Origin of the sequence: Streptomyces sp. NBC_00273, assembly GCF_036178145.1 — a bacterium.
In the GTDB taxonomy this organism is placed as follows: domain Bacteria; phylum Actinomycetota; class Actinomycetes; order Streptomycetales; family Streptomycetaceae; genus Streptomyces.
Window position 1 is genome coordinate 7185771 of sequence record NZ_CP108067.1, and the last position, 18428, is coordinate 7204198.

Genomic DNA, 18428 nt, shown 5'->3' on the forward strand with positions numbered 1-18428 from the left:
ACCCCAGGAGCCCCGATGTCGCTCAGCCGTAGAGACTTCACCGCTCGTACCGTCATCGCCGGAGCGGGAGTCGCGCTCACCGGGACGGTCGGTGCCCTCGCCACCGCCCCGGGGGCGCTCGCCGCCGAGGACGGCACCGAACGCGACGAGCACGGGCGGCCCTGCGAGCCCGGCTACGGCCCGCTCGTCCCGGACCCGGCCGGACTGCTGGCCCTGCCCGCCGGGTTCACGTACCGCGTCATCACGCACAGCGGGGTCACCAAGCTGGACTCCGGCGAGACCACCCCGTCCAACCACGACGGGACCGCCGCCTTCGAGGGGCACCGCGGGGTCACCCTCCTCGTCAACAACCACGAGCTCAAGGGCAAGCGGGAGAACTGGGCCCACCCCGTCCCGCTCACCGAGGGCCTCGTCTACGACCCGGCCGCGGCCGGCGGTTGCACGGTCGTCGAGGTCCGGCGCGGCGGCGAGGTCGCCGAATGGGTGGGCATCGCCGGTACGTCGACCAACTGCGCGGGCGGCGCCACCCCCTGGGGAACCTGGCTGACCTGCGAGGAGAACTCGGACCTGGCCGGCAAGAACGGCATGACGAAGGACCACGGCTACGTCTTCGAGGTCGACCCGCACGACCGGCGCGCCAACCGTGACCCGCGGCCGGTCAAGGCCTTCGGGCGCTACGACCACGAGGCCGTGGTCATCGACCCGCGCCAGGGCCACGCCTACCTGACCGAGGACGCTTCCGGCCCCAACGGGCTGCTCTACCGCTGGACCCCGCCCCGCGGCTTCCACCACGGGCGCGGCAGGCTCCGTACGCTCGCGGCCGACGCCGGCGTGCTCCAGGCCGCCAAGTGCATCGACAGCTCCGGACGGTTCGTCGACGACTTCTCGCGCGCAACGAAGATCGGCACCGTGTACGGGGTCGACTGGGTGGACGTCCCCGACCGCGATGCCCGGACCGTACCGGTGCGCAAGCAGTTCGCCGACGGTGTGGTGACGCGCGGACGCAAGCTGGAGGGCATGTGGTGGGCGGACGGCGGCGCGTACTTCGTCTCGTCCTACGCCCGTGAGGAGAGCCCGGGCGCGGCCCACGACGGTCAGGTCTGGTTCTACGACCCCAAGCGGCGCACGGTCCGGCTCACCGTCCTCATCGGGATCAACGCGGACCCGTCGGTCGACGGCGGCTACGACGGCCCCGACAACATCACCGTGTCCCCGTACGGCGGCCTGATCATTGCGGAGGACGGCTCGGGGCTGCAGCACCTGTTCGGCGCGACGGCGTCGGGACGCACCTACCCGCTGGCGCGCAACGAGCTGAACAACGGGTCGGCCGAGGCGCCGGAGTACTCCGAATTCACCGGTGTCTGCTTCTCCCCGGACGGGCGCACGCTGTACGCCAACATCCAGGACCCGGGCATCATGCTGGCCATCACCGGGCCGTGGCGGCGCGCGCACTGACGTTGACGTCGGCGGCGCGGCGGCGCACGTGACGCCTATGGGACACCTACGGGGCCGGGGAAACCTCCGCGCGCGAGGCCTCGGCCCACTCGGTGAGCAGGGACTCGTATGCCTCTGAGGGCCACTCCCCGTCTACCTGGGTCTCGACGAGGCGCCGGATCGCCTCGTTCGCCTCGGCGGCGGACGGGCGGGCGGGCCCCGCGGGGTTGAGTCTCTCGTGCATGGTTTCAAGGCTACGGGCGGGCACTGACAGCCACCCACGGATTACGCGTGGCATCCATCACCCGGAACGCGTACCGGTGGCCGCATGTGCCCGCCCACCTGCTCAGAGTGCCTGTGCGGCGGGCTTGACCATGCCGCGCACTGTGCGCGACTTCACAAAGTCGCCCATGGCGGTCATCTCCCACTCGCCGGTGAACTGCTTGATCAGCTTGGCCATCATCACGCCGGTCTGGGGCTCGGCGCTCGTGAGGTCGAAGCGCACCAGCTCCTCGCCGCTCGCCGCGTCGATGAGACGGCAGTAGGCCTTGGCCACCTCGGTGAACTTCTGGCCGGAGAAGGAATTGACCGTGAACACCAGGCCGGTGGCCTCGGCGGGGATCCGGCCGAGGTCGACGACGATGACCTCGTCGTCGCCCGCGCCCTCACCGGTGAGGTTGTCGCCGGAGTGCTTGATGGCACCGCCGAGGATGGACAGCTTGCCGAAGTAGCAGCTGTCGATGTGGTTGCGCTGGGGGCCGTACGCGATGACGGAGGCGTCGAGGTCGATGTCCTTGCCGCGGAAGGCGGGCTCCCAGCCCAGCCCCATCTTGACCTGGGAGAGCAGCGGGCGGCCGCCCTTGACGAGGGAGACGGTCTGGTTCTTCTGGAGGCTGACCCGGCCCTTGTCGAGGTTGATCTTTCCGGAGCCGGGCGCGGGGGCCGCGGGTGCGGGAGGCGCCGCGGGGGCGGCCGGGGCGGGAGCCGCGGGCGTGGTGGCGCCGCCGAGCCAGGGGGAGGCCGGGTAGGAGACGGGCGGTGCCGGGGGCGCGGGGGGCGCCGGCGGCGCGGGCGGGGTCACGGCCTGGGGCGCCGCGGGCTCCTCGTCCACGGAGACCCCGAAGTCGGTGGCGATGCCCGCGAGGCCGTTGGCGTACCCCTGGCCGACCGCGCGCACCTTCCACACGCCGCCGCGCTGGTAGACCTCGACGACGACGAGCGCGGTCTCGGTGCCCAGCCGCGGCGGGGTGAAGGAGGCGATCACCGCGCCGCCGTCGGCGTTGCGCACGGTGCCGGTGGGCTCGATGCCCTGGAAGGACTGCCCGGCGGCGTCGGGGCTGGCGGTGACCACGATCCGCTCGATGCCCGGGGGCAGCGCGGCCGTGTCCACGGTGATCGAGTCCGGTGCCGCACCCCCGCCGGACCGGTAGCTGACACCGGGACCGGAGGGCTGGTTGAAGAAGATGAAGTCGGCGTCGGAGCGCACCTTGCCGTCCGCCGTCAGGAGCAGGGCCGATACGTCGAGCCGTACCGGCGCAGCCACGTCGACCGTCACGCGGACGGCGTTGAGCGGCAGGTTGGATCCAGGGGTCATAGCGGTCATGCCCGGAGAACGACCGGAGGTGCTTTGCCGTTCCCTTACCCTCGCGGGATATTTCGGGATGATTCAGTGCTGATTGCGAGGGCGGCCGCGCGCGACGCGCTCGTTGCCGAACGTGTACGAGTCGGTCCAGCGGGCCAGCACGAGCTGCGCGTCGCCGAACCCCACCTCGGCCAGGAACTTCTCGGCGCGGCCCCCGCGCGGGGTGGCCGCGGTGCGGGTCAGGTGGCCGGGCGGTCCGGCGTTCCGGTGAACGGGTGGTCCGGTGGACCGGTCTCCCGGCAGCGGGCGGGACGCCCCCCCGCCGCCGGGACACCGGCGCGGCCGGTTCCCGCTCAGCCCCCGGTGACCTGGCGCGGCAGCCCCAGCGGGTTGGCCTCGCGCAGCTCCGCCGGAAGGAGCGCGTCCGGCACGGACTGGTAGGCCACCGGCCGCAGCCAGCGCTCGATCGCGGTCCCGCCCACCGAGGTGGAGTGCGAGGTGGCCGCCGGGTAGGGGCCGCCGTGGTGCTGGGCCGGGGCCACCGCGACCCCGGTCGGCCAGCCGTTGACCACGATCCGCCCCGCCAGCCCGGTGACCTGCCCGATCAGCTCGGCGGCCGGGCCGGGCGCGCCCTCGGTCTCGGCGGCCGACAGCTGGAGGGTGGCGCTCAGGTTCCCGCCGAGGAGCCCGAGGACCGCCGCCGCCTCGCCCTGGTCGGCGTACCGCACGACGACGGTCACCGGACCGAAGCACTCCTCCAGGAGGACGTCGTACGCGCCGCCCTCCAGGAGGTGTCCGGCCCGTACGGTCAGGTAGCCCGCCCCGACGGTGTGCTCGCCGCCGGACCCCGGGGTCACGGGTGCGTCGACGCCGGGCAGTGCGGCCCGCTCGCGCACCCCGGAGACGAAGTTCTCCCGCATCCGGTGGTCGAGCAGCACCCCGGGCTCGGTCTCCCCGAGCGCCTTGGTGAGTTCGCCGGTGACCCGGTCGCCGTCCGCGCCCTCGGGAACCAGTACCAGGCCGGGCTTCACGCAGAACTGGCCGACGCCGAGGGTGACCGAGCCCGCGAGCCCGGCGCCGATCTCCTCGGCGCGTTCGGCGGCCGCGGCCGGGGTGACCACGACCGGGTTGAGGGAGCCCAGTTCGCCGTGGAAGGGGATGGGCACGGGCCGGGCGGCCGCCGCGTCGAACAGGGCCCGCCCGCCCCGGATGGAACCGGTGAATCCGGCGGCCGACACCAGCGGGTGGCGGATCAGTTCCAGACCGGCGTCGAACCCGTGGACCACGCTCACGACTTCGGCCGGGAGCCCGGTGGCGACCGCGGCCCGGCGCAGCAGCGAGGCGCACAGTTCGGAGGTGGCGGGGTGGTCGGGGTGCGCCTTGACGACCACCGGGCAGCCGGCGGCGAGCGCGCTCGCGGTGTCCCCGCCGGGGACGGAGAAGGCGAGCGGGAAGTTGGAGGCGGCGTAGACGGCGACCACGCCCAGCGGGACCTTGTAGCGGCGCAGTTCGGGGCGCGGCGGGCTGAGGGAGGGGTCGGCGCGGTCGATCCGGATGTCGAGGTAGGCCCCGGCGTCCACGGCGTCGGCGAAGGCGCGCAGCTGGCCGGTGGTACGGGCCAGTTCGCCGGTGAGCCGGCCCGGGCCGAGCGCGGTCTCGGCGTCTGCGGCCTCGATCACGTGGGCGGCGGCTTCGTCCAGCAGCGCGGCGGCGGCGCGCAGGAAGGCGGCGCGCACGGTGGCGTCGGCGAGCGGGCCGCGGGCGGCGTGGGCGGCCCGTACGGCTTCGTCCACCTCGCCGGGTGTGGCTTCCACCGCAACCTGTTCGCGCTGCTTCCCGGTGCGGGGGTCCACACTCCAGACTGGTGTCGTTGTCATGGCCCACTGCCTCCTGGATCGTTCAGTATTCTGAACGCGGTTCCGGTGGATGAATGATCACATCTGCTGTGGACTCTATTTCCGCGTCCTCGGCGTGACAAGAGGCGACCAGAGGGGAAGCAGGCGTATGACGACGACCGAGTCGGGGATCCCCGCCCAGGCCGCGCCGGTCAAATCGGCGGTGCGGACCGTCCTGCTGCTGGAGCACTTCGCGGCGCGGCCGGGGCTGCACAGCCTGGCCGACATCCAGAACGACCTCTCCCTGCCGAAGTCCAGCCTGTACATGCTGCTGCGGACGCTGGTGAACCTGGGGTGGGTGGAGACGGACGCGACGGGCACCCGGTACGGCATCGGCGTACGGGCCCTGCTGGTCGGCAGTTCGTACATCGACGGCGACGAGGTGGTCGCCGCGGCCCGGCCCACCCTGGACCGGCTCTCCGACGACACGACGGAGACCATCCACCTGGCCCGGCTCGACGGCACGAGCGTGGTCTACCTCGCCACCCGGCAGTCCCAGCACTACCTGCGGCCCTTCACCCGGGTCGGGCGGCGACTGCCCGTGCACTCGACGGCGCTCGGCAAGGCGCTGCTCGCCACGCACTCGGACGCGGAGGTACGGGCGCTGCTGCCGCGGCGGCTGGAGGCGGTCACCGAGCACACCATCACCGACCGGGAGCACCTCATCGAGGAGCTGGCGCTGGTGCGGGAGCAGGGGTACGCGCTGGACCGGGAGGAGAACACGCTCGGGCTGCGCTGCTTCGGGGTGGCCGTGCCGTACCGGACGCCGGCGCGGGACGCGGTGAGCTGCTCGGTGCCGGTGGCCCGGCTGACGGGGGAGCACGAGCAGGTCATCAAGGCAGCGCTGTTCGAGGCGCGGGACCGGTTGTCGGTGGTCACGCGCCGCATGTGATGCGCCGCGGGCGGGGCGGGCGTTGTTCCTCCCCCGCGTGGGGGAGGTGGTTCCCCTTCAAGGGGGAGGTGGCGGGGCGGCGGGGCGGCGACCGTTGAATCATGAACACGCGAGAGATGCGTCCGAGTGACCTGACGGAAGCGAAGCGGCCGTCACCCGTCCGCCCGGGGACCGGGCAGCGGATGCTGCGGGCGGTGGCCCTGACCGCCACCGTGCCGTATCTGGGGCTCAAGACGGTCTGGTTGTGCGGGAGTCACCTCGGCATACCCGAGGGCAGCGTGCTGCGGGATCCGGGCCCGTTCTTCATGGCGGCCAATTCCGTCACGCTGGCCATGGACGCCTGCGTGATCCTGCTGGTGCTCGTGTTCACCAGGCCCTGGGGCATACGGGTGCCGGGCCTGCTGCTGACCGTTCCGGTGTTCGTGGCCACCGGGCTGTTGACCCCGATCCTCTTCGCCTTCCCGGGCCAACTGCTCGTACGGGCCCTCGGCTTCGGGACGGACCCGGTGGTGCAGGCGGCACGGGTGCCCTTCCTGGACCCGTGGGTGTTCCACGTCGTCTACACCGGGTTCACGGTCCAAGGAATCGCCCTGGCCGCTCTGTTCGTGCCCTATGCACGGGAGCGCTGGGGGTGGGCCTGGCGGGGCGTGACGGGGGAGCGGCTGCCGTCCTCCGCAGGGGTGGTTGCGGCAGCCGCGGCCGTCTTCGGCGCGGTGGTGGCAGGAGTGCTGGTGTACTGGGCCTCAGGAGGTGGCGCCGGTCTGGGCTCCGAGCGGGCGGCCGCATACTCCGCGGACACCGCCGTGGTGTCCGTGGTCCACGCGACGTGCGTGCTCGCCGCCGGAGCGGGGGCCGTGCTGCTGGCCCGTGGCGGGACGCTGGGGGCACGGTGGCCACTGGGTCTCGCCTGGATCGGCGGGGCGGCGACGCTGAACTGGGGGGCATGGGTGATGATCGCCGCGCTGGGGCCGCAGCTGGACGGTGGCGAAGGGCCTCCCGCCGCAACGCTGTTGATCTACGCTGGTCAGATGATCACCGGATTGCTCGCCGGCACCGTCCTCATACGGTTCCTCAGCACCCGCCGCCCGGGGTGAACCGGCTGTCGGTGGCGCGGGCCCGGTGGCGCTGGGTGCACCTGATCCTCGGCGGCGCCCTGCTCATGCCGTACTTCCTGCTCGCGCAGGTGGTGGTCGGTGTTGTCGCGGGTGGGGTCAATGCGCTCAACTCCGCCCCGCTTTCCTTCCTCGCCTACGCCGCTTGCCTGCCCCTCGTCGCCGTCACGGCGCTGTTCGGGCCGGTCCGGCCGATGTCGGTGGCCGCCGTGCGGGCCATGTGCGAAGTGCCGGGGGAGCGGTTGGCCGACGGGCCGGCCAGCTCCTGGGCCGCCCGGGCGCGGGCCTCGGCCTGGTGGACCCTGCACCTGGGGACCGGCGCGCTGATCAGCGGAATGACCCTCGCGGTGCCGCCCATGGCGGTCATGCTGATCGCGGTGCCGGTCGTGGGGCAGCTGCAGGACGTCCGGTTGGGGTACGGCTGGTTCGCCATGGACACCGGCCCGTACGTCGCCCCCCTGCTCGGGATCTGCCTGCTGGCCGGACTCACCCTGTGCGCGGTCGGGGCCGGGGAGCTGCTGGCCAGGATGGCGCCCGTCCTGCTCGGGCCCACGGCGGCGGACCGGCTGGCCGCGGCCGAGGAGCGGGCCGCCGACCTGGCCCTGCGCAACCGGCTGGCCCGGGAGCTGCACGACGCGGTCGGTCACGCCCTGAGCGCGGTCACCCTCCAGGCCGCCGCCGCCCGGCGGATGCTGGAGCGCGACCCCGACTTCGTACGGGAGGCGCTGGCCGCGATCGAGGACACCACGCGGCGGACGGTGGGCGAGCTCGACGCCGTACTGGGCCTGCTGCGGGACGGGGACCCAGCCCGGCCGGACGCCGCGCTCGCGCCCACCCTCGCCGCCGACCTGGACGGACTGTTGGCCCGCACCCGGGTCGCCGGCACCACCGTCACCGCGCACCAGGACCCCGGAGCCGCCGGGGACTGGACCGCCCTCCCGGCGATCGCCTCCCGCGAGGCGTACCGGATCGTCCAGGAGGGCCTCACCAACGTCCTGCGGCACGGCGCGGGCCCGGTGGACCTGAGGATCCGCATACAGGCCGGCCCCGACCCCGCACACCGTGAACTGGAGATCACCATGACCAATCCACCGGCGGTACCCGCCGAGGACCGGGAGACCCGTACCACCGGGGGCCGCGGACTGCGCGGTGCCGCGGAACGGGCCGCGCTGCTCGGCGGCAGCGTCGAGGCCGGCCCGCACGGGGACCGGTGGCGGCTCCGGGCCGTCCTCCCGCTCGCCGGGGAGGCCCGATGACCGCGCCCGCGCCGCGGCCGCCGCTGCGCATCGTGCTCTGCGACGACGAGCGGATGGTCCGCACCGCGCTGCGGGTGATCCTGGAGGGCGAAGCCGACCTGGAGGTCGTCGGTGAGGCCGCCACCGGGGCCGAGGCGGTTCCGCTGGTCCGCTCACTGGCCCCCGACGTGGTGCTCATGGACGTGCGGATGCCCGAGATCGACGGCATCCGGGCCACCGAACAGATCGTCGCCACCATGGCCGAGCCGCCCCGGATCGTGGTCGTCACCACCTTCGAGAACGACGCCTACGTCTACGACGCGCTGCGCGCGGGAGCCGCCGGCTTCCTCCTCAAACGGGCCGACCCCGACGAGCTGATCGGCGCGGTCCGGCTCGTGGCCCGCGGCGACTCGCTGCTCTTCCCGGCCGCCGTCCGCTCCCTCGTCGCCGCCCACACGGCCGGCTCCCCGACCGCCGACGCGCCCTGGGTGGCCCGGCTCACCGAGCGCGAGGCCGACGTCCTGCGTCTGATGGCCACCGGGCTGTCCAACCAGGAGATGAGCGAGCGCCTCGGCGTCGGACCGCAGACCGTCAAGACCCATGTCGGGGCGGTCCTGACCAAGACCGGCTCCCGCGACCGCACCCAGGCGGTCATCGCGGCCTACGAGGGGGGCTTCATCATGAAGAAAGGCTGAGAACCCCGCCACAATCGGGGCAGAGCGGAACGGCTGTGACCGCCGGGACGTCCTTCTGGGGGATGAACAAGACGATCAGGCGTGCGTCGGTCTTCTGTCTGCTCCTGGTGCTGGCCCTGCTGGTCCGCGTCACCTGGGTGCAGGCATACCAAGGCCAGGCCCTCGCAGAAGACAAGCACAACCGCCGGAACCTCATCGGGCAGTACGAGAACCCGCTGGGCAACATCATCGTGGGCGGGGAGGCGATCACCGGCTCGGTGAAGACGGGCGGCAAGGACTTCGGCTACAAGCGGACCTACGTCGACGGGCCCCTCTACGCCCCCATCACGGGCTACAGCTCCCAGGCCTACGGCAGCACGTTGCTGGAGGGCATTTACCGGAACGTCCTCAACGGCTCCGACAGCCGGCTGAAGACGGTCATGGACACGCTCACCAACAAGCGGGCCTCCCCCGGCAACGTCCTGACCACCATCGACAAGGACGTCCAGAAGGCCACCTACGACGCACTCCAGGGCAAGCAGGGCGCGGCCGTGGCCCTGGACCCCGCGACCGGCGAGATCCTCGCCGTGGTGAACAACCCGTCCTTCGACCCGGGCAGCATCGCCGGGGCCAACGACAAGGAGGCTTGGGAGCAGCTCTCCGCGGACAAGGGCAAGGCCATGGAGAACGTGGCGCTGCGCAAGCCCCAGGCGCCCGGCTCCACCTTCAAGCTGGTCACCCTCGCCGCGGCGATCGAGAACGGCCTCGTCACCGACATCGACCGGCAGACCGGGATCGCCGACCCGTACACGATCCCCGGCACCCGCACCCCGCTGCCCAGCGAGGCGGGCTCCGCGGCCTGCAACAACGTCTCGGTGCGCACCGCCCTGAGGCTGTCCTGCAACAACGTCTTCGCCGAGCTCGCCTCCAAGCTGGGCCAGGACAAGATGCGGGCGACCGCCGAGAAGCTCGGTTTCAACGTGCAGATCGACACCCCGGTGCGCACCAACCCGCCCAGCAAGTACCCGTCGAAGAAGATGTCGATCGACCAGGTCGCGCAGACCGGTATCGGCCAGTTCGACGTGCAGGCCACCCCGCTCCAGATGGCGATGGTGACGGCCGCGATCGAGAACGGCGGCAAGCTCGTCGCCCCGCACCTGGTCTCCGAGGTCACCGACGCGGGCGGCAACGTGCTGGAGAGCTTCAAGGACGCGAAGTCCCAGCGGGTCATGGGAGAGAAGACCGCCACGATGATCCGCGACGCCATGCGCACGGTCGCCACCGAGGGCGGCGGCAAGCCGGCCCAGGTGTCCGGCGCCGAGGTGGGCGGCAAGACCGGCACCGCCCAGCGCGGTGTCAACAACAGCCTCGCGCCGCTGGCCTGGTTCACCTCGTACGGCACGTCGAAGGGCAAGCAGATCGCGGTGGCCGTGGTGATCGAGAACTCCGACACCGACCGCTCCGAGATCGGCGGCGGGAAGCTGGCCGCTCCGATCGCCCAGAAGATGATGGAGGCGTGGCTGAAGAAGTAGCCGCGAAGGCCGCGCGGCCGACGCGCCGGGAACCGTCGAGGCTCCCGGCGCGTTCCCACTCCCATGATCAGAGCAGCGCACCCCGCCGACCTCCCCGCGATCGCCGCCCTGCACACCCGGGCCCGCGCCACCTACTACCAGGGCCACATACCCGAGCAGGCCCACCTGGGCGACGCCGAGCTCCAGCGGACCCGCGAGGGCTGGTCGCGGGCCATCGCCCGGGACGCGGCCGAGGGTGAGGTGCTCTGCGCCGAGCAGGACGGCGAGCTCACCGGGGTCGCCGCGTTCCGCACGCAGGACGGCGAGACCACCCTCACCCAGCTCCACGTCGACCCCGGCCACTGGCGCCGCGGCACCGGGGCCGCCCTGCACGCCGCCTGCCTGGACGCCTGGCGGCGGGCCGGAATCCGCCGGGTCCGCCTGGAGGTCTACGAGCACAACCTCCGCGCCCAGGCCTTCTACGCCACCCAGGGCTGGCTCGCGGACCCGTCGGCCCCGCGCTCGGGCACCCACCGCACCCTCTGGCTACAGGTGGGCCAGGCATCTGCCCCGTCCGGGGAATGAGACGGGGCGGTGAATGGTTGAACCGCAAACCGTTCCCCCTGAACCCGGAGAGAAGAAGGATCATGCGCGTCGAAATCTGGAGCGACATCGCTTGTCCCTGGTGCTACATCGGAAAGGCCCGTTTCACCAAGGGCCTCGCCGAGTTCGCGCACCGCGACGAGGTGGAGGTCGTCTTCCGGTCCTTCGAGCTCGACCCGGGCGGGGCGAAGGGCGTCACCGCTTCCGTCGTGGAGATGCTCGCCAAGAAGTACGGCCGCACCCTCGACGAGGCGCGCGGCATGGAGGAGCACGTCGCCGCCAGCGCCCGCGCGGAAGGGCTCACCTACCGGACCGAGGGCCGCGACCACGGCAACACCTTCGACATCCACCGGCTGCTCCACCTGGCCGCCGCCCGCGGCCGGCAGGAGGAGCTGCTCGACCTCGCCTACCGGGCCAACTTCGGCGAGGAGCGCTCCGTCTTCGACCCCGAGGTGCTGATCGCGCTCGCCGTCGAGGCCGGACTGGACGGGACCGAGGCCCGCGCCGTCCTCGCCGACGACTCCGCCTACGCCGACGAGGTCCGGGCCGACGAGCGCGAGGCTGCCGAGCTGGGCGCGAACGCCGTGCCGTTCTTCGTCCTCGACCGCCGCTACGGGATCTCCGGCGGACAGCCGGCCGAGGTGTTCACCCGGGCCCTGGAGCAGGCGTGGGCCGGGCGCGAGGTCGAGGAACCGGCCGCCGCCGCCGAGGCCTGCGAGCCCGACGGCGCGTGCGCGGTCCCCCAGGCATAAGGACCGCCCGGGAAGGGCCGGGGACGTCCGGGGACGGCCGGGGCGGGCCGGGGGCTCGGGAGACTCGGGGCACTCGGCGATGGACTGTGGGCCGAGTCTGGCGCAGAGTTGACGGCATGGATCTTCCGCTCGCCGAAGCGACCCGTGCCGAGTTCGCCCACTCCACCACCTACCTCAACACCGCCAAGTGCGGGGTCGTCCCGCGTTCCGCCGTCGCAGCCGTACGGGAGCTGGCCGAGGCGGCGGGGGCCGGGCTGCCCACCGGCTTCGGCGACTTCGACCGCGTGAACGGGGCCCGGGCGGCCTTCGCCCGCCTGGTCGGGGTGGACACCGACCGGGTGTCCATCGGCTCGGCCGTCTCCACCCACGTCGGCCTCGTCGCCGCCTCGCTCCCGCCGGGCGCCGAAGTGCTGTGTCCCGAGGGCGAGTTCTCCTCCGTGATCAACCCCTTCGTGGCGCGCGGCGACCTCAAGGTGCGCTTCGCCCCGCTCGAAGCCGTCGCCGAGGCCGTGGGCCCCGGTACCGCCCTGGTCTCGCTGAGCGTCGTGCAGTCCGCGGACGGCCGCAAGGCCGACCTGGCGGCGGTGCGCGCGGCGGCGACCGCGCACGGGACCCGGATGCTCGTGGACGCGACCCAGGCGGTCGGCTGGCTCCCCTTCGACGCCTCGCCGTACGAGTACACGGTCGCCGCCGGCTTCAAATGGCTGCTCGGCGTGCGCGGAGCCTCGTACCTGACGGTGTCGCCGCAGGCCCAGCACACGCTGACCCCGCTGCACGCCGGATGGGTTCCGGCGGTGGCCGAAGGGGACGCCACCTACGGGCCGATGGCGGAACTCGCCCACGGAGCGCGGCGGTTCGACGAGTCCCCGGCCTTCCTCGCCTACCACGCTTCCGAGCCGGCGCTGGCCCTGCTGGAGCGGATCGGCATCGAGGCCGTCCACGCCCACGACACCGCCCTGGCCGCCCGCTACCGGGCCGGGCTCGCGAGCCTGGGCCACGAACCCGTCCCCGGCGACTCCGCCATCGTTTCCGTGCCGGGCCTCGCCGACCGGCAGCCCGCCCTGGAGGCGGCCGGCATCGTCACGTCCGCCCGCGCGGGCCTGCTGCGGGCCTCGTTCCACCTCTACAACACGGAGGCGGACGTGGACCGGCTCCTGGACGCCCTCTCCGCCTCCTGAAGGGGCAGGGCCCGTGCGTACAGTGCCGCCATGAGCGATGTGAGCGGTGTGAGCGGTGTGAGCGGTGTGGGCCATGCAGGCGATGTGCACGGCGGGCGCGACGGGCGCGACGTGCTGCACGTCAAGGGGCGGGTGCTGATCGGGCCCGACGAGGTGCGCGACGAGCTGTGGGTGGTCGGCGGGCGGATCTCCTACGAGCGCCCGCCCGGCGCGCGCGAGATCACCACGGTGACCGGCTGGGCCCTGCCCGGACTGGTCGACGCGCACTGCCACGTGGGCCTGGACGCCCACGGCCCGGTCGACGCCGAGACCGCCGAGCGCCAGGCCCTCACCGACCGCGACGCCGGCACCCTCCTCATCCGGGACGCCGGTTCGCCCTCCGACACCCGCTGGATCGACGACCGCGAGGACCTGCCGAAGATCATCCGGGCCGGCCGGCACATCGCGCGCACCCGCCGCTACATCCGCAACTACGCCCACGAGATCGAACCCGCCGACCTCGTCGAGTACGTCGCCCGCGAGGCGCTGCGCGGCGACGGCTGGGTCAAGCTCGTCGGCGACTGGATCGACCGCGAGGTCGGGGACCTCGCGGCCTGCTGGCCGCGCACCGAAGTCGAGGCGGCCATCGCCGAGGCGCACCGGCTGGGCGCCCGCGTCACGGCGCACTGCTTCGCCGAGGACTCGCTGCGCGACCTGGTCGAGGCGGGCATCGACTGCATCGAGCACGCCACCGGCCTCACCGAGGACACCATCCCGCTGTTCGCGGAGCGCGGGGTCGCGATCGTCCCGACGCTCGTGAACATCGCGAACTTCCCGAAGATGGCGGCGGGCGGCGAGGCGAAGTTCCCGAACTGGTCGGCGCACATGCGGCGGCTCCACGAAAGGCGTTACGACACCGTCCGAGCCGCCTACGACGCCGGCATCGAGGTCTTCGTCGGCACCGACGCGGGGGGCTCCCTGCCGCACGGTCTGGTCGCGGCGGAGGTCGCGGAGCTGGTCAAGGCCGGTATCCCGGCGATCGACGCCCTCTCCGCGACGACCTGGACGGCCCGCGAGTGGCTCGGCAGGCCGGGGCTGACCGAGGGGGCGCCCGCCGACCTCGTCGTGTACGCCGCCGACCCGCGGGCCGACGTGCGCGTGCTGGCGCAGCCGCTGCGGGTCGTCGTGAACGGCAGGGTCCGGGCCTGAGCCGCGCGGTGGCGCCCGGTTGACGCCGCGTGACATCGGGGGCCCGTCGGTCGTTGAAGGAGGCTGCCCGGGCCGGGTGTTCGCGAAAGGAGAGAACTCGCGTTCTTCGTGGGGCGCAGTGATTCGAATGTGCACCCGGAAACCACCCTTTGGGGTGAACTCGCCTCAGGTTGGCCCTCGTTCACCCACAGTGCGTAAAGATTCCGGAGTCGAGTCCGTCGGCGCCCGCGATGTCCCCCATCGGCGGCGCGACGGCACCCAACTCCCCGGGGGTTCCAGCACCGTGAACAGCCATACCTTCCGCAGGCCCGCGGCCGTCCTCCTCGCCACGGGAGCGGTGGCCCTGCTCGCCGCTCCGCCCGCCTTCGCCACGGGAGGCGGCGCGGCCGGGAGCAAGGGCAAGGCCGGCGCCGTCGTCCTGCGCGCCGGACTGGACGTGGGCCTGCTCAACAAGACCGTGCACGTTCCGCTGAAGACGACCCTCAACGAGGTCAGCGCCCCGGCGACGGCCGAGAAGACCGCGCTGACCGTCACCGTGGACGGGGCCGAGGGGAACAACCCGGTCAGCGTGCTGCGCGCCGACGTGGCCACCTCCAAGGCGACCGCCGACAAGACCCGGGCCGAGGCGGAGGCCAACCTCGCCAAGGCCTCCGTACACGTGCCCGGACTGCCGCTGCTCTCCCTCATCGAGGTGGAGAAGGTCACCTCCAAGGTCGTCTGCGAGGCGGGCAAGAAGCCGGTGGCCAGCGCGAACGCCCTCGGGAAGGTGACGGCGCTCGGCAAGAAGGTCACGCTGTCGGCGGGTGGTCCCACCAAGGTCGAGGTCCCTGGGATTGGCCAGATCGACCTGGAACTGTCCGCTACGGAGACCACCTCCACCACGGCCGCCGCGGCCGCGCTCCGCCTGAAGGTGGCGGTCAACCCGCTGAACCTGAACGTGGGGAACGTCGACGGCGAGATCGTGCTCGCCGAGGCGCACTGCGAGTCCCCCTCGACCTCGCCCGCGAACCCGGACGTCAAGCCCCAGGCGGCGACGGGGACCGGTTCCGGTTCCGTCGTGTCCGGCGGCACCGCCGGCAATCCGGGCACCACCGGTGCCAACCTCGCCGAGACCGGCGGCGGTTCACTGACTCCCTACGTCGCAGGTGGGGCCCTGACCCTGCTCGCCATCGGCGGGGGCGCGCTCCTGATCACCCGGCGGGGCAGGGCCTCGTAGGGCGGCCGGGAGCTCCGGGCCGCCGCCCGGCGCGCCCGCCCCGAGGAGCGCACGGAGGGGAGTGCTCAACGGGTGACGGGCGAGGACGGGCGGCGTGCCCGGCAACTCAGGGGCCTGCGGGCCCCGGTGGCCTGCGGGCTCCGGTGGCCGCGGGATCGACGGCCGGTTCGGCGCGCGACGTGCTCGGGGGGCCGTGCTCGGCCGGTGACGCGGTCGGCCGGAGACGTGCCCGGTCGGTGACGAGCTCAGCGGGTGGCGTGCTCCAGGCCCTGTCCGCCCGCGCCACGTGACATCACGGCCTCGGTGACCTGCTGGTCGATCCGTGCGTACTCGCTCCGCTTCGCGGCCGGGAGCGAGGTGTCCGAGGCGGCGCAGGAGGCGCAGACGACGCGGAACGGCGGCCCCATGTCCGAGTACTGCGTGAGGTATTCGGCCTTCACCACCTCCCAGCGGCCCGGATGGCCCGCCGCCGGGGAGAAGGTGAAGCGGGGGACCGAGGACTGGTTGCCGCGCAGCTTGTCGGTCGGTACGAAGCTGGCGACCTGGTCGCCCATGCCGAAGACCACCCAGGTGCCGTTGATCTTCTCGTAGGGCTGCGGCACGTGGTTGTGCGTGCCGATGATCAGATCGATGGCGGGGAGCCCGTCGGCCGAGCGGGCGGCGGTCAGCGCCTGCGCCAGTGCCTTCTGCTGTTCATCGGGCGCCGTCTGCCACTCGGTGCCCCAGTGGACGCTGAGCACCACCACGTTCGCGCCCCCCGCCCGGGCCGCCCGGGCGTCGGCGAGGATCCGGTCCTCGTCGATCAGATTGACGGCCCACGGCTTGCCCGGGGGAAGCGGGATGCCGTTCGTGCCGTACGTGTAGGAGAGCTGGGCGATCTTCGCCCCGCCCGCCCCGAGCAGCGCCGGGGCCTTGGCCTCCTCCGCGCTGCGGGCCGAGCCGACGTGCTGGATGCCGACCCGGTCGAGGTGCTCCAGGGTGCGGGCGAGGCCCTCGTAGCCGTCGTCCAGGGTGTGGTTCGAGGCGGTGGAACAGCTGTCGTACCCGGCGTCCCCGAGGGCGTCCGCCAACTGGTGCGGGGCCTTGAAGGTGGGATAGCCGGTGTAGGGGCCGCCGGGGCGCCCGTACGGTATCTCGTGGTGGCATATCGCCAGGTCAGCGGCGGATATCAGGGGTTTGACCCCGGCGAGTATCTTCCGGAAGTCGTACTCCCCGGCCTTTCCCGCGTCGTCCGCCGACCGCTGGACGATCGACGGGTACGGGATGATGTCGCCGGTCGCCACCAGCACGAACGGCTTACCGGCGACGCCCGCGGGCGCGTCCGCCTCGCCCCGGCCCGGCTCGCCCCGGAGCCGCTGCTCCGTGGCGGGCCCCGCGCCGTTGTCGAACAGCTGCGGTACGGCGTAGAACCCGGCGCCCACGACCGCCAGCGCGGCCAGAGCCATGCCTGTCTTGGCGGATGACTTCATTCCCGACCCCCGATGTCATGCACTGATGCGGGGATCCTCACCCGGCCCCGCCCCCGCGGCCATCGTAGGGAGCCATAGGGGTGACGACACCATCGGCGCACCGTAAGGACCGCGGGTCTGACGGGGGCCGTGGAGGTCGGTCCGGCCGGCGCGCGGCCGGCGCACGCTCAACCCGCGCTCAGCGCGCCGCCAGGGCGAGGGCGTGGTCCAGGGCCTGGAGCAGCCGGCCCGTCGTCGCCCGGTCGCGCACCGCCAGCCGGAGCCAGGAGTGGTCCAACCCGGGGAAGGTGTCCCCGCGGCGGACGGCGAAGCCGAGGGCGCGCAGCCGGGTGCGGACCTCGGCCCCGCCCGTCACCCGGATCAGGACGAACGGCCCCTCCGCCACCCCGAAGACCGTCACCTCGTCGAACTCCGCGAGCCCGGCCAGCAGGTGCGCGCGGTCCACTGCGATCCGCCGGGCCGCTTCCTCCGCCTCGGCGAGCGCCGCCGGAGCCACACAGGCCTCGGCCGCCACCAGCGCCGGGGTCGACACCGGCCACAACGGCTGGACGGCCGCCAGTTTCGCGATCACCTCGGGCTCGGCCAGCACGTAGCCGATCCGCAGCCCCGCCAGCCCCCACGTCTTGGTCAGGCTCCGCAGCACCACCAGACCCGGCAGGTCCATCCGTCCGGCCAGGGCCTCCCGCTCGCCCGGGACCGCGTCCATGAACGCCTCGTCCACGACCAGGATCCGGCCCGGCCGGGCCAGCGCCGCCAGTGTCCCTGCCGGGTGCAGCACGGACGTCGGGTTGGTCGGATTGCCGATCACCACCAGGTCCGCGTCCTCGGGCACGTCCGCCGGGTCCAGCCGGAAGCCGTCCTCCGCCCGCAGCACCACGCGCTCGACCTGGTGCCCCGCGTCCCGCAGGGCCGCCTCCGGCTCGGTGAACTGCGGGTGCACCACGACCGGCCGTACGGCTCCCAGGGCCCGGGCGATCAGCACGAAGGCCTCCGCGGCCCCGGCCGTCAACAGCACCCGCTCGACCGGCAGCTCGTGCCGGGCCGCCACCGCCGCGCGGGCGCGCCGCCCGTCGGGATATGCGGCGAGGTCCCCGAGCGAGGCGGCGATCCGCTGCTTGAGCCAGTCCGGCGGGGTGTCCGCACGTACGTTGACCGCCAGGTCCACCAGTGCGGAGCCCGCGTCGATCACCTCGGCGTCCCCGTGGTGGCGCAGGTCGTGCGCGGCGGCCGTGGCCACGGCGCAGGTCGCCGACACCGACCGCCGCTTGGGCACGAGGAGTTCCCCGCCGCCCGCGAGGGCCGCGGCCTCCGCCACCGAGGGGGTACCGGTGGCGGCGCGCGCCGCCTCCGAGGGGTGTGGCACGGTGATGGCGGCCAGCCGGGCGGCGGGGTAGCTCACCAGGGGCACGCCGAAACGTTCCGCCGCGCCCGTGATCCCGGCCTCGCCCGCCTTGGACTCCACCGTGGCCAACGCCGTCACCGCCCCCACGGCCAGCCCGGCCCCCCGCAGCGCCTCCTCGACCAGGGCGCAGACCTCCGCGACGGAAACCCCCGCGCGTCCGCCGACCCCGACCACCACCTGCGTCGCGTACTCGCCCACCGGGGGCCATCCCTCCGTAGTCACCATCACCGTCACCGGCACATGCCCGGCCGGTCGGCCGTCAACACTCCGCCGCCCGCCACCCGC

At 73.3% G+C, this 18428-nt stretch carries 17 protein-coding genes; 11 read left to right on the forward strand and 6 right to left on the reverse strand.

What is annotated here, in order from left to right; all coding sequences use genetic code 11:
* The first annotated feature begins 15 nt into the window (after positions 1-15).
* Entirely contained in the window at positions 16-1455 is a 1440-nt protein-coding gene (locus OG386_RS32055) for an alkaline phosphatase PhoX (protein ID WP_328790988.1), read from the forward strand.
* Positions 1456-1501: 46 nt separating this feature from the next.
* Here the strand turns inward: OG386_RS32055 and OG386_RS32060 are convergent, their stop codons facing one another.
* The 4 genes from OG386_RS32060 to OG386_RS32070 all read right to left on the reverse strand — a co-directional run bounded on the left by OG386_RS32060 (position 1502) and on the right by OG386_RS32070 (position 4893).
* Positions 1502-1678: a hypothetical protein gene (locus OG386_RS32060; protein WP_328790989.1), complete on the reverse strand. Its 177-nt coding sequence runs from the start codon at positions 1676-1678 to the stop codon at positions 1502-1504.
* 102 nt (positions 1679-1780) lie between these two features.
* Positions 1781-3037 carry a TerD family protein gene (locus OG386_RS32065; protein ID WP_328790990.1) on the reverse strand — a complete coding sequence of 419 codons (1257 nt, stop codon included), beginning with the start codon at positions 3035-3037 and terminating at the stop codon, positions 1781-1783.
* A 63-nt stretch (positions 3038-3100) separates the two neighbouring features.
* Positions 3101-3319 (reverse strand): hypothetical protein, encoded by a 219-nt coding sequence (locus OG386_RS47025; protein WP_405790673.1) that lies wholly within the window; start codon positions 3317-3319, stop codon positions 3101-3103.
* A gap of 50 nt (positions 3320-3369) precedes the next feature.
* Positions 3370-4893 carry an aldehyde dehydrogenase (NADP(+)) gene (locus tag OG386_RS32070; RefSeq protein ID WP_328790991.1) on the reverse strand — a complete coding sequence of 508 codons (1524 nt, stop codon included), beginning with the start codon at positions 4891-4893 and terminating at the stop codon, positions 3370-3372.
* Between the two features lie 127 nt (positions 4894-5020).
* Between OG386_RS32070 and OG386_RS32075 the strand changes: the two genes are divergently transcribed.
* From OG386_RS32075 to OG386_RS32120, 10 genes are all read left to right on the forward strand, one after another.
* Positions 5021-5803, forward strand: coding sequence for an IclR family transcriptional regulator (locus OG386_RS32075; RefSeq protein ID WP_328790992.1), 783 nt, complete (start codon positions 5021-5023; stop codon positions 5801-5803).
* Between the two features lie 101 nt (positions 5804-5904).
* Positions 5905-6897 (forward strand): hypothetical protein, encoded by a 993-nt coding sequence (locus tag OG386_RS32080; protein WP_328790993.1) that lies wholly within the window; start codon positions 5905-5907, stop codon positions 6895-6897.
* Positions 6898-6902: 5 nt separating this feature from the next.
* Entirely contained in the window at positions 6903-8171 is a 1269-nt protein-coding gene (locus tag OG386_RS32085; RefSeq protein ID WP_328793443.1) for a sensor histidine kinase, read from the forward strand.
* Positions 8168-8845: a response regulator transcription factor gene (locus OG386_RS32090; RefSeq protein WP_328790994.1), complete on the forward strand. Its 678-nt coding sequence runs from the start codon at positions 8168-8170 to the stop codon at positions 8843-8845. The genes OG386_RS32085 and OG386_RS32090 overlap by 4 nt, the downstream gene beginning before the upstream one ends.
* Positions 8846-8907: 62 nt before the next feature.
* Positions 8908-10356 (forward strand): peptidoglycan D,D-transpeptidase FtsI family protein, encoded by a 1449-nt coding sequence (locus OG386_RS32095; RefSeq protein WP_328793444.1) that lies wholly within the window; start codon positions 8908-8910, stop codon positions 10354-10356.
* 63 nt (positions 10357-10419) lie between these two features.
* On the forward strand, positions 10420-10920 hold the full coding sequence (locus tag OG386_RS32100; RefSeq protein ID WP_328790995.1) for a GNAT family N-acetyltransferase: 501 nt from the start codon (positions 10420-10422) through the stop codon (positions 10918-10920).
* A gap of 62 nt (positions 10921-10982) precedes the next feature.
* Entirely contained in the window at positions 10983-11690 is a 708-nt protein-coding gene (locus OG386_RS32105; protein ID WP_328790996.1) for a DsbA family oxidoreductase, read from the forward strand.
* Positions 11691-11806: 116 nt separating this feature from the next.
* Complete coding sequence (locus OG386_RS32110; RefSeq protein ID WP_328790997.1) at positions 11807-12868, forward strand: aminotransferase class V-fold PLP-dependent enzyme; 1062 nt, start codon at positions 11807-11809, stop codon at positions 12866-12868.
* A gap of 111 nt (positions 12869-12979) precedes the next feature.
* Positions 12980-14056, forward strand: a complete 1077-nt coding sequence (locus tag OG386_RS32115; RefSeq protein ID WP_328793445.1) for an amidohydrolase family protein — start codon at positions 12980-12982, stop codon at positions 14054-14056.
* 283 nt (positions 14057-14339) lie between these two features.
* Complete coding sequence (locus tag OG386_RS32120) at positions 14340-15272, forward strand: SCO1860 family LAETG-anchored protein (RefSeq protein WP_328790998.1); 933 nt, start codon at positions 14340-14342, stop codon at positions 15270-15272.
* A 245-nt stretch (positions 15273-15517) separates the two neighbouring features.
* Here OG386_RS32120 and OG386_RS32125 read toward each other — a convergent pair whose 3' ends face one another.
* Both OG386_RS32125 and cobC read right to left on the reverse strand, forming a co-directional pair.
* The gene (locus OG386_RS32125; protein ID WP_328790999.1) at positions 15518-16741 is read right to left on the reverse strand and encodes a CapA family protein; all 1224 of its coding nucleotides are present in this window, start codon (positions 16739-16741) and stop codon (positions 15518-15520) included.
* Between the two features lie 178 nt (positions 16742-16919).
* On the reverse strand, positions 16920-18368 hold the full coding sequence (cobC, locus tag OG386_RS32130) for an Rv2231c family pyridoxal phosphate-dependent protein CobC (RefSeq protein WP_405786822.1): 1449 nt from the start codon (positions 18366-18368) through the stop codon (positions 16920-16922).
* Positions 18369-18428 lie beyond the last annotated feature (60 nt).

What these genes read in the sequence shown, in the direction of transcription:
- OG386_RS32075 (WP_328790992.1), top strand. Translation starts at nt 5,021, where the DNA reads ATGACGACGACCGAGTCGGGGATCCCCGCCCAGGCCGCGCCGGTCAAA.
- OG386_RS32065 (WP_328790990.1), bottom strand. Translation starts at nt 3,037, where the DNA reads ATGACCGCTATGACCCCTGGATCCAACCTGCCGCTCAACGCCGTCCGC.
- OG386_RS32055 (WP_328790988.1), top strand. Translation starts at nt 16, where the DNA reads ATGTCGCTCAGCCGTAGAGACTTCACCGCTCGTACCGTCATCGCCGGA.
- OG386_RS32080 (WP_328790993.1), top strand. Translation starts at nt 5,905, where the DNA reads ATGAACACGCGAGAGATGCGTCCGAGTGACCTGACGGAAGCGAAGCGG.
- OG386_RS32100 (WP_328790995.1), top strand. Translation starts at nt 10,420, where the DNA reads ATGATCAGAGCAGCGCACCCCGCCGACCTCCCCGCGATCGCCGCCCTG.
- OG386_RS32105 (WP_328790996.1), top strand. Translation starts at nt 10,983, where the DNA reads ATGCGCGTCGAAATCTGGAGCGACATCGCTTGTCCCTGGTGCTACATC.
- OG386_RS32110 (WP_328790997.1), top strand. Translation starts at nt 11,807, where the DNA reads ATGGATCTTCCGCTCGCCGAAGCGACCCGTGCCGAGTTCGCCCACTCC.
- OG386_RS32125 (WP_328790999.1), bottom strand. Translation starts at nt 16,741, where the DNA reads ATGAAGTCATCCGCCAAGACAGGCATGGCTCTGGCCGCGCTGGCGGTC.
- OG386_RS32060 (WP_328790989.1), bottom strand. Translation starts at nt 1,678, where the DNA reads ATGCACGAGAGACTCAACCCCGCGGGGCCCGCCCGCCCGTCCGCCGCC.
- OG386_RS32090 (WP_328790994.1), top strand. Translation starts at nt 8,168, where the DNA reads ATGACCGCGCCCGCGCCGCGGCCGCCGCTGCGCATCGTGCTCTGCGAC.
- OG386_RS32070 (WP_328790991.1), bottom strand. Translation starts at nt 4,893, where the DNA reads ATGACAACGACACCAGTCTGGAGTGTGGACCCCCGCACCGGGAAGCAG.
- cobC (WP_405786822.1), bottom strand. Translation starts at nt 18,368, where the DNA reads ATGGTGACTACGGAGGGATGGCCCCCGGTGGGCGAGTACGCGACGCAG.
- OG386_RS32095 (WP_328793444.1), top strand. Translation starts at nt 8,908, where the DNA reads ATGAACAAGACGATCAGGCGTGCGTCGGTCTTCTGTCTGCTCCTGGTG.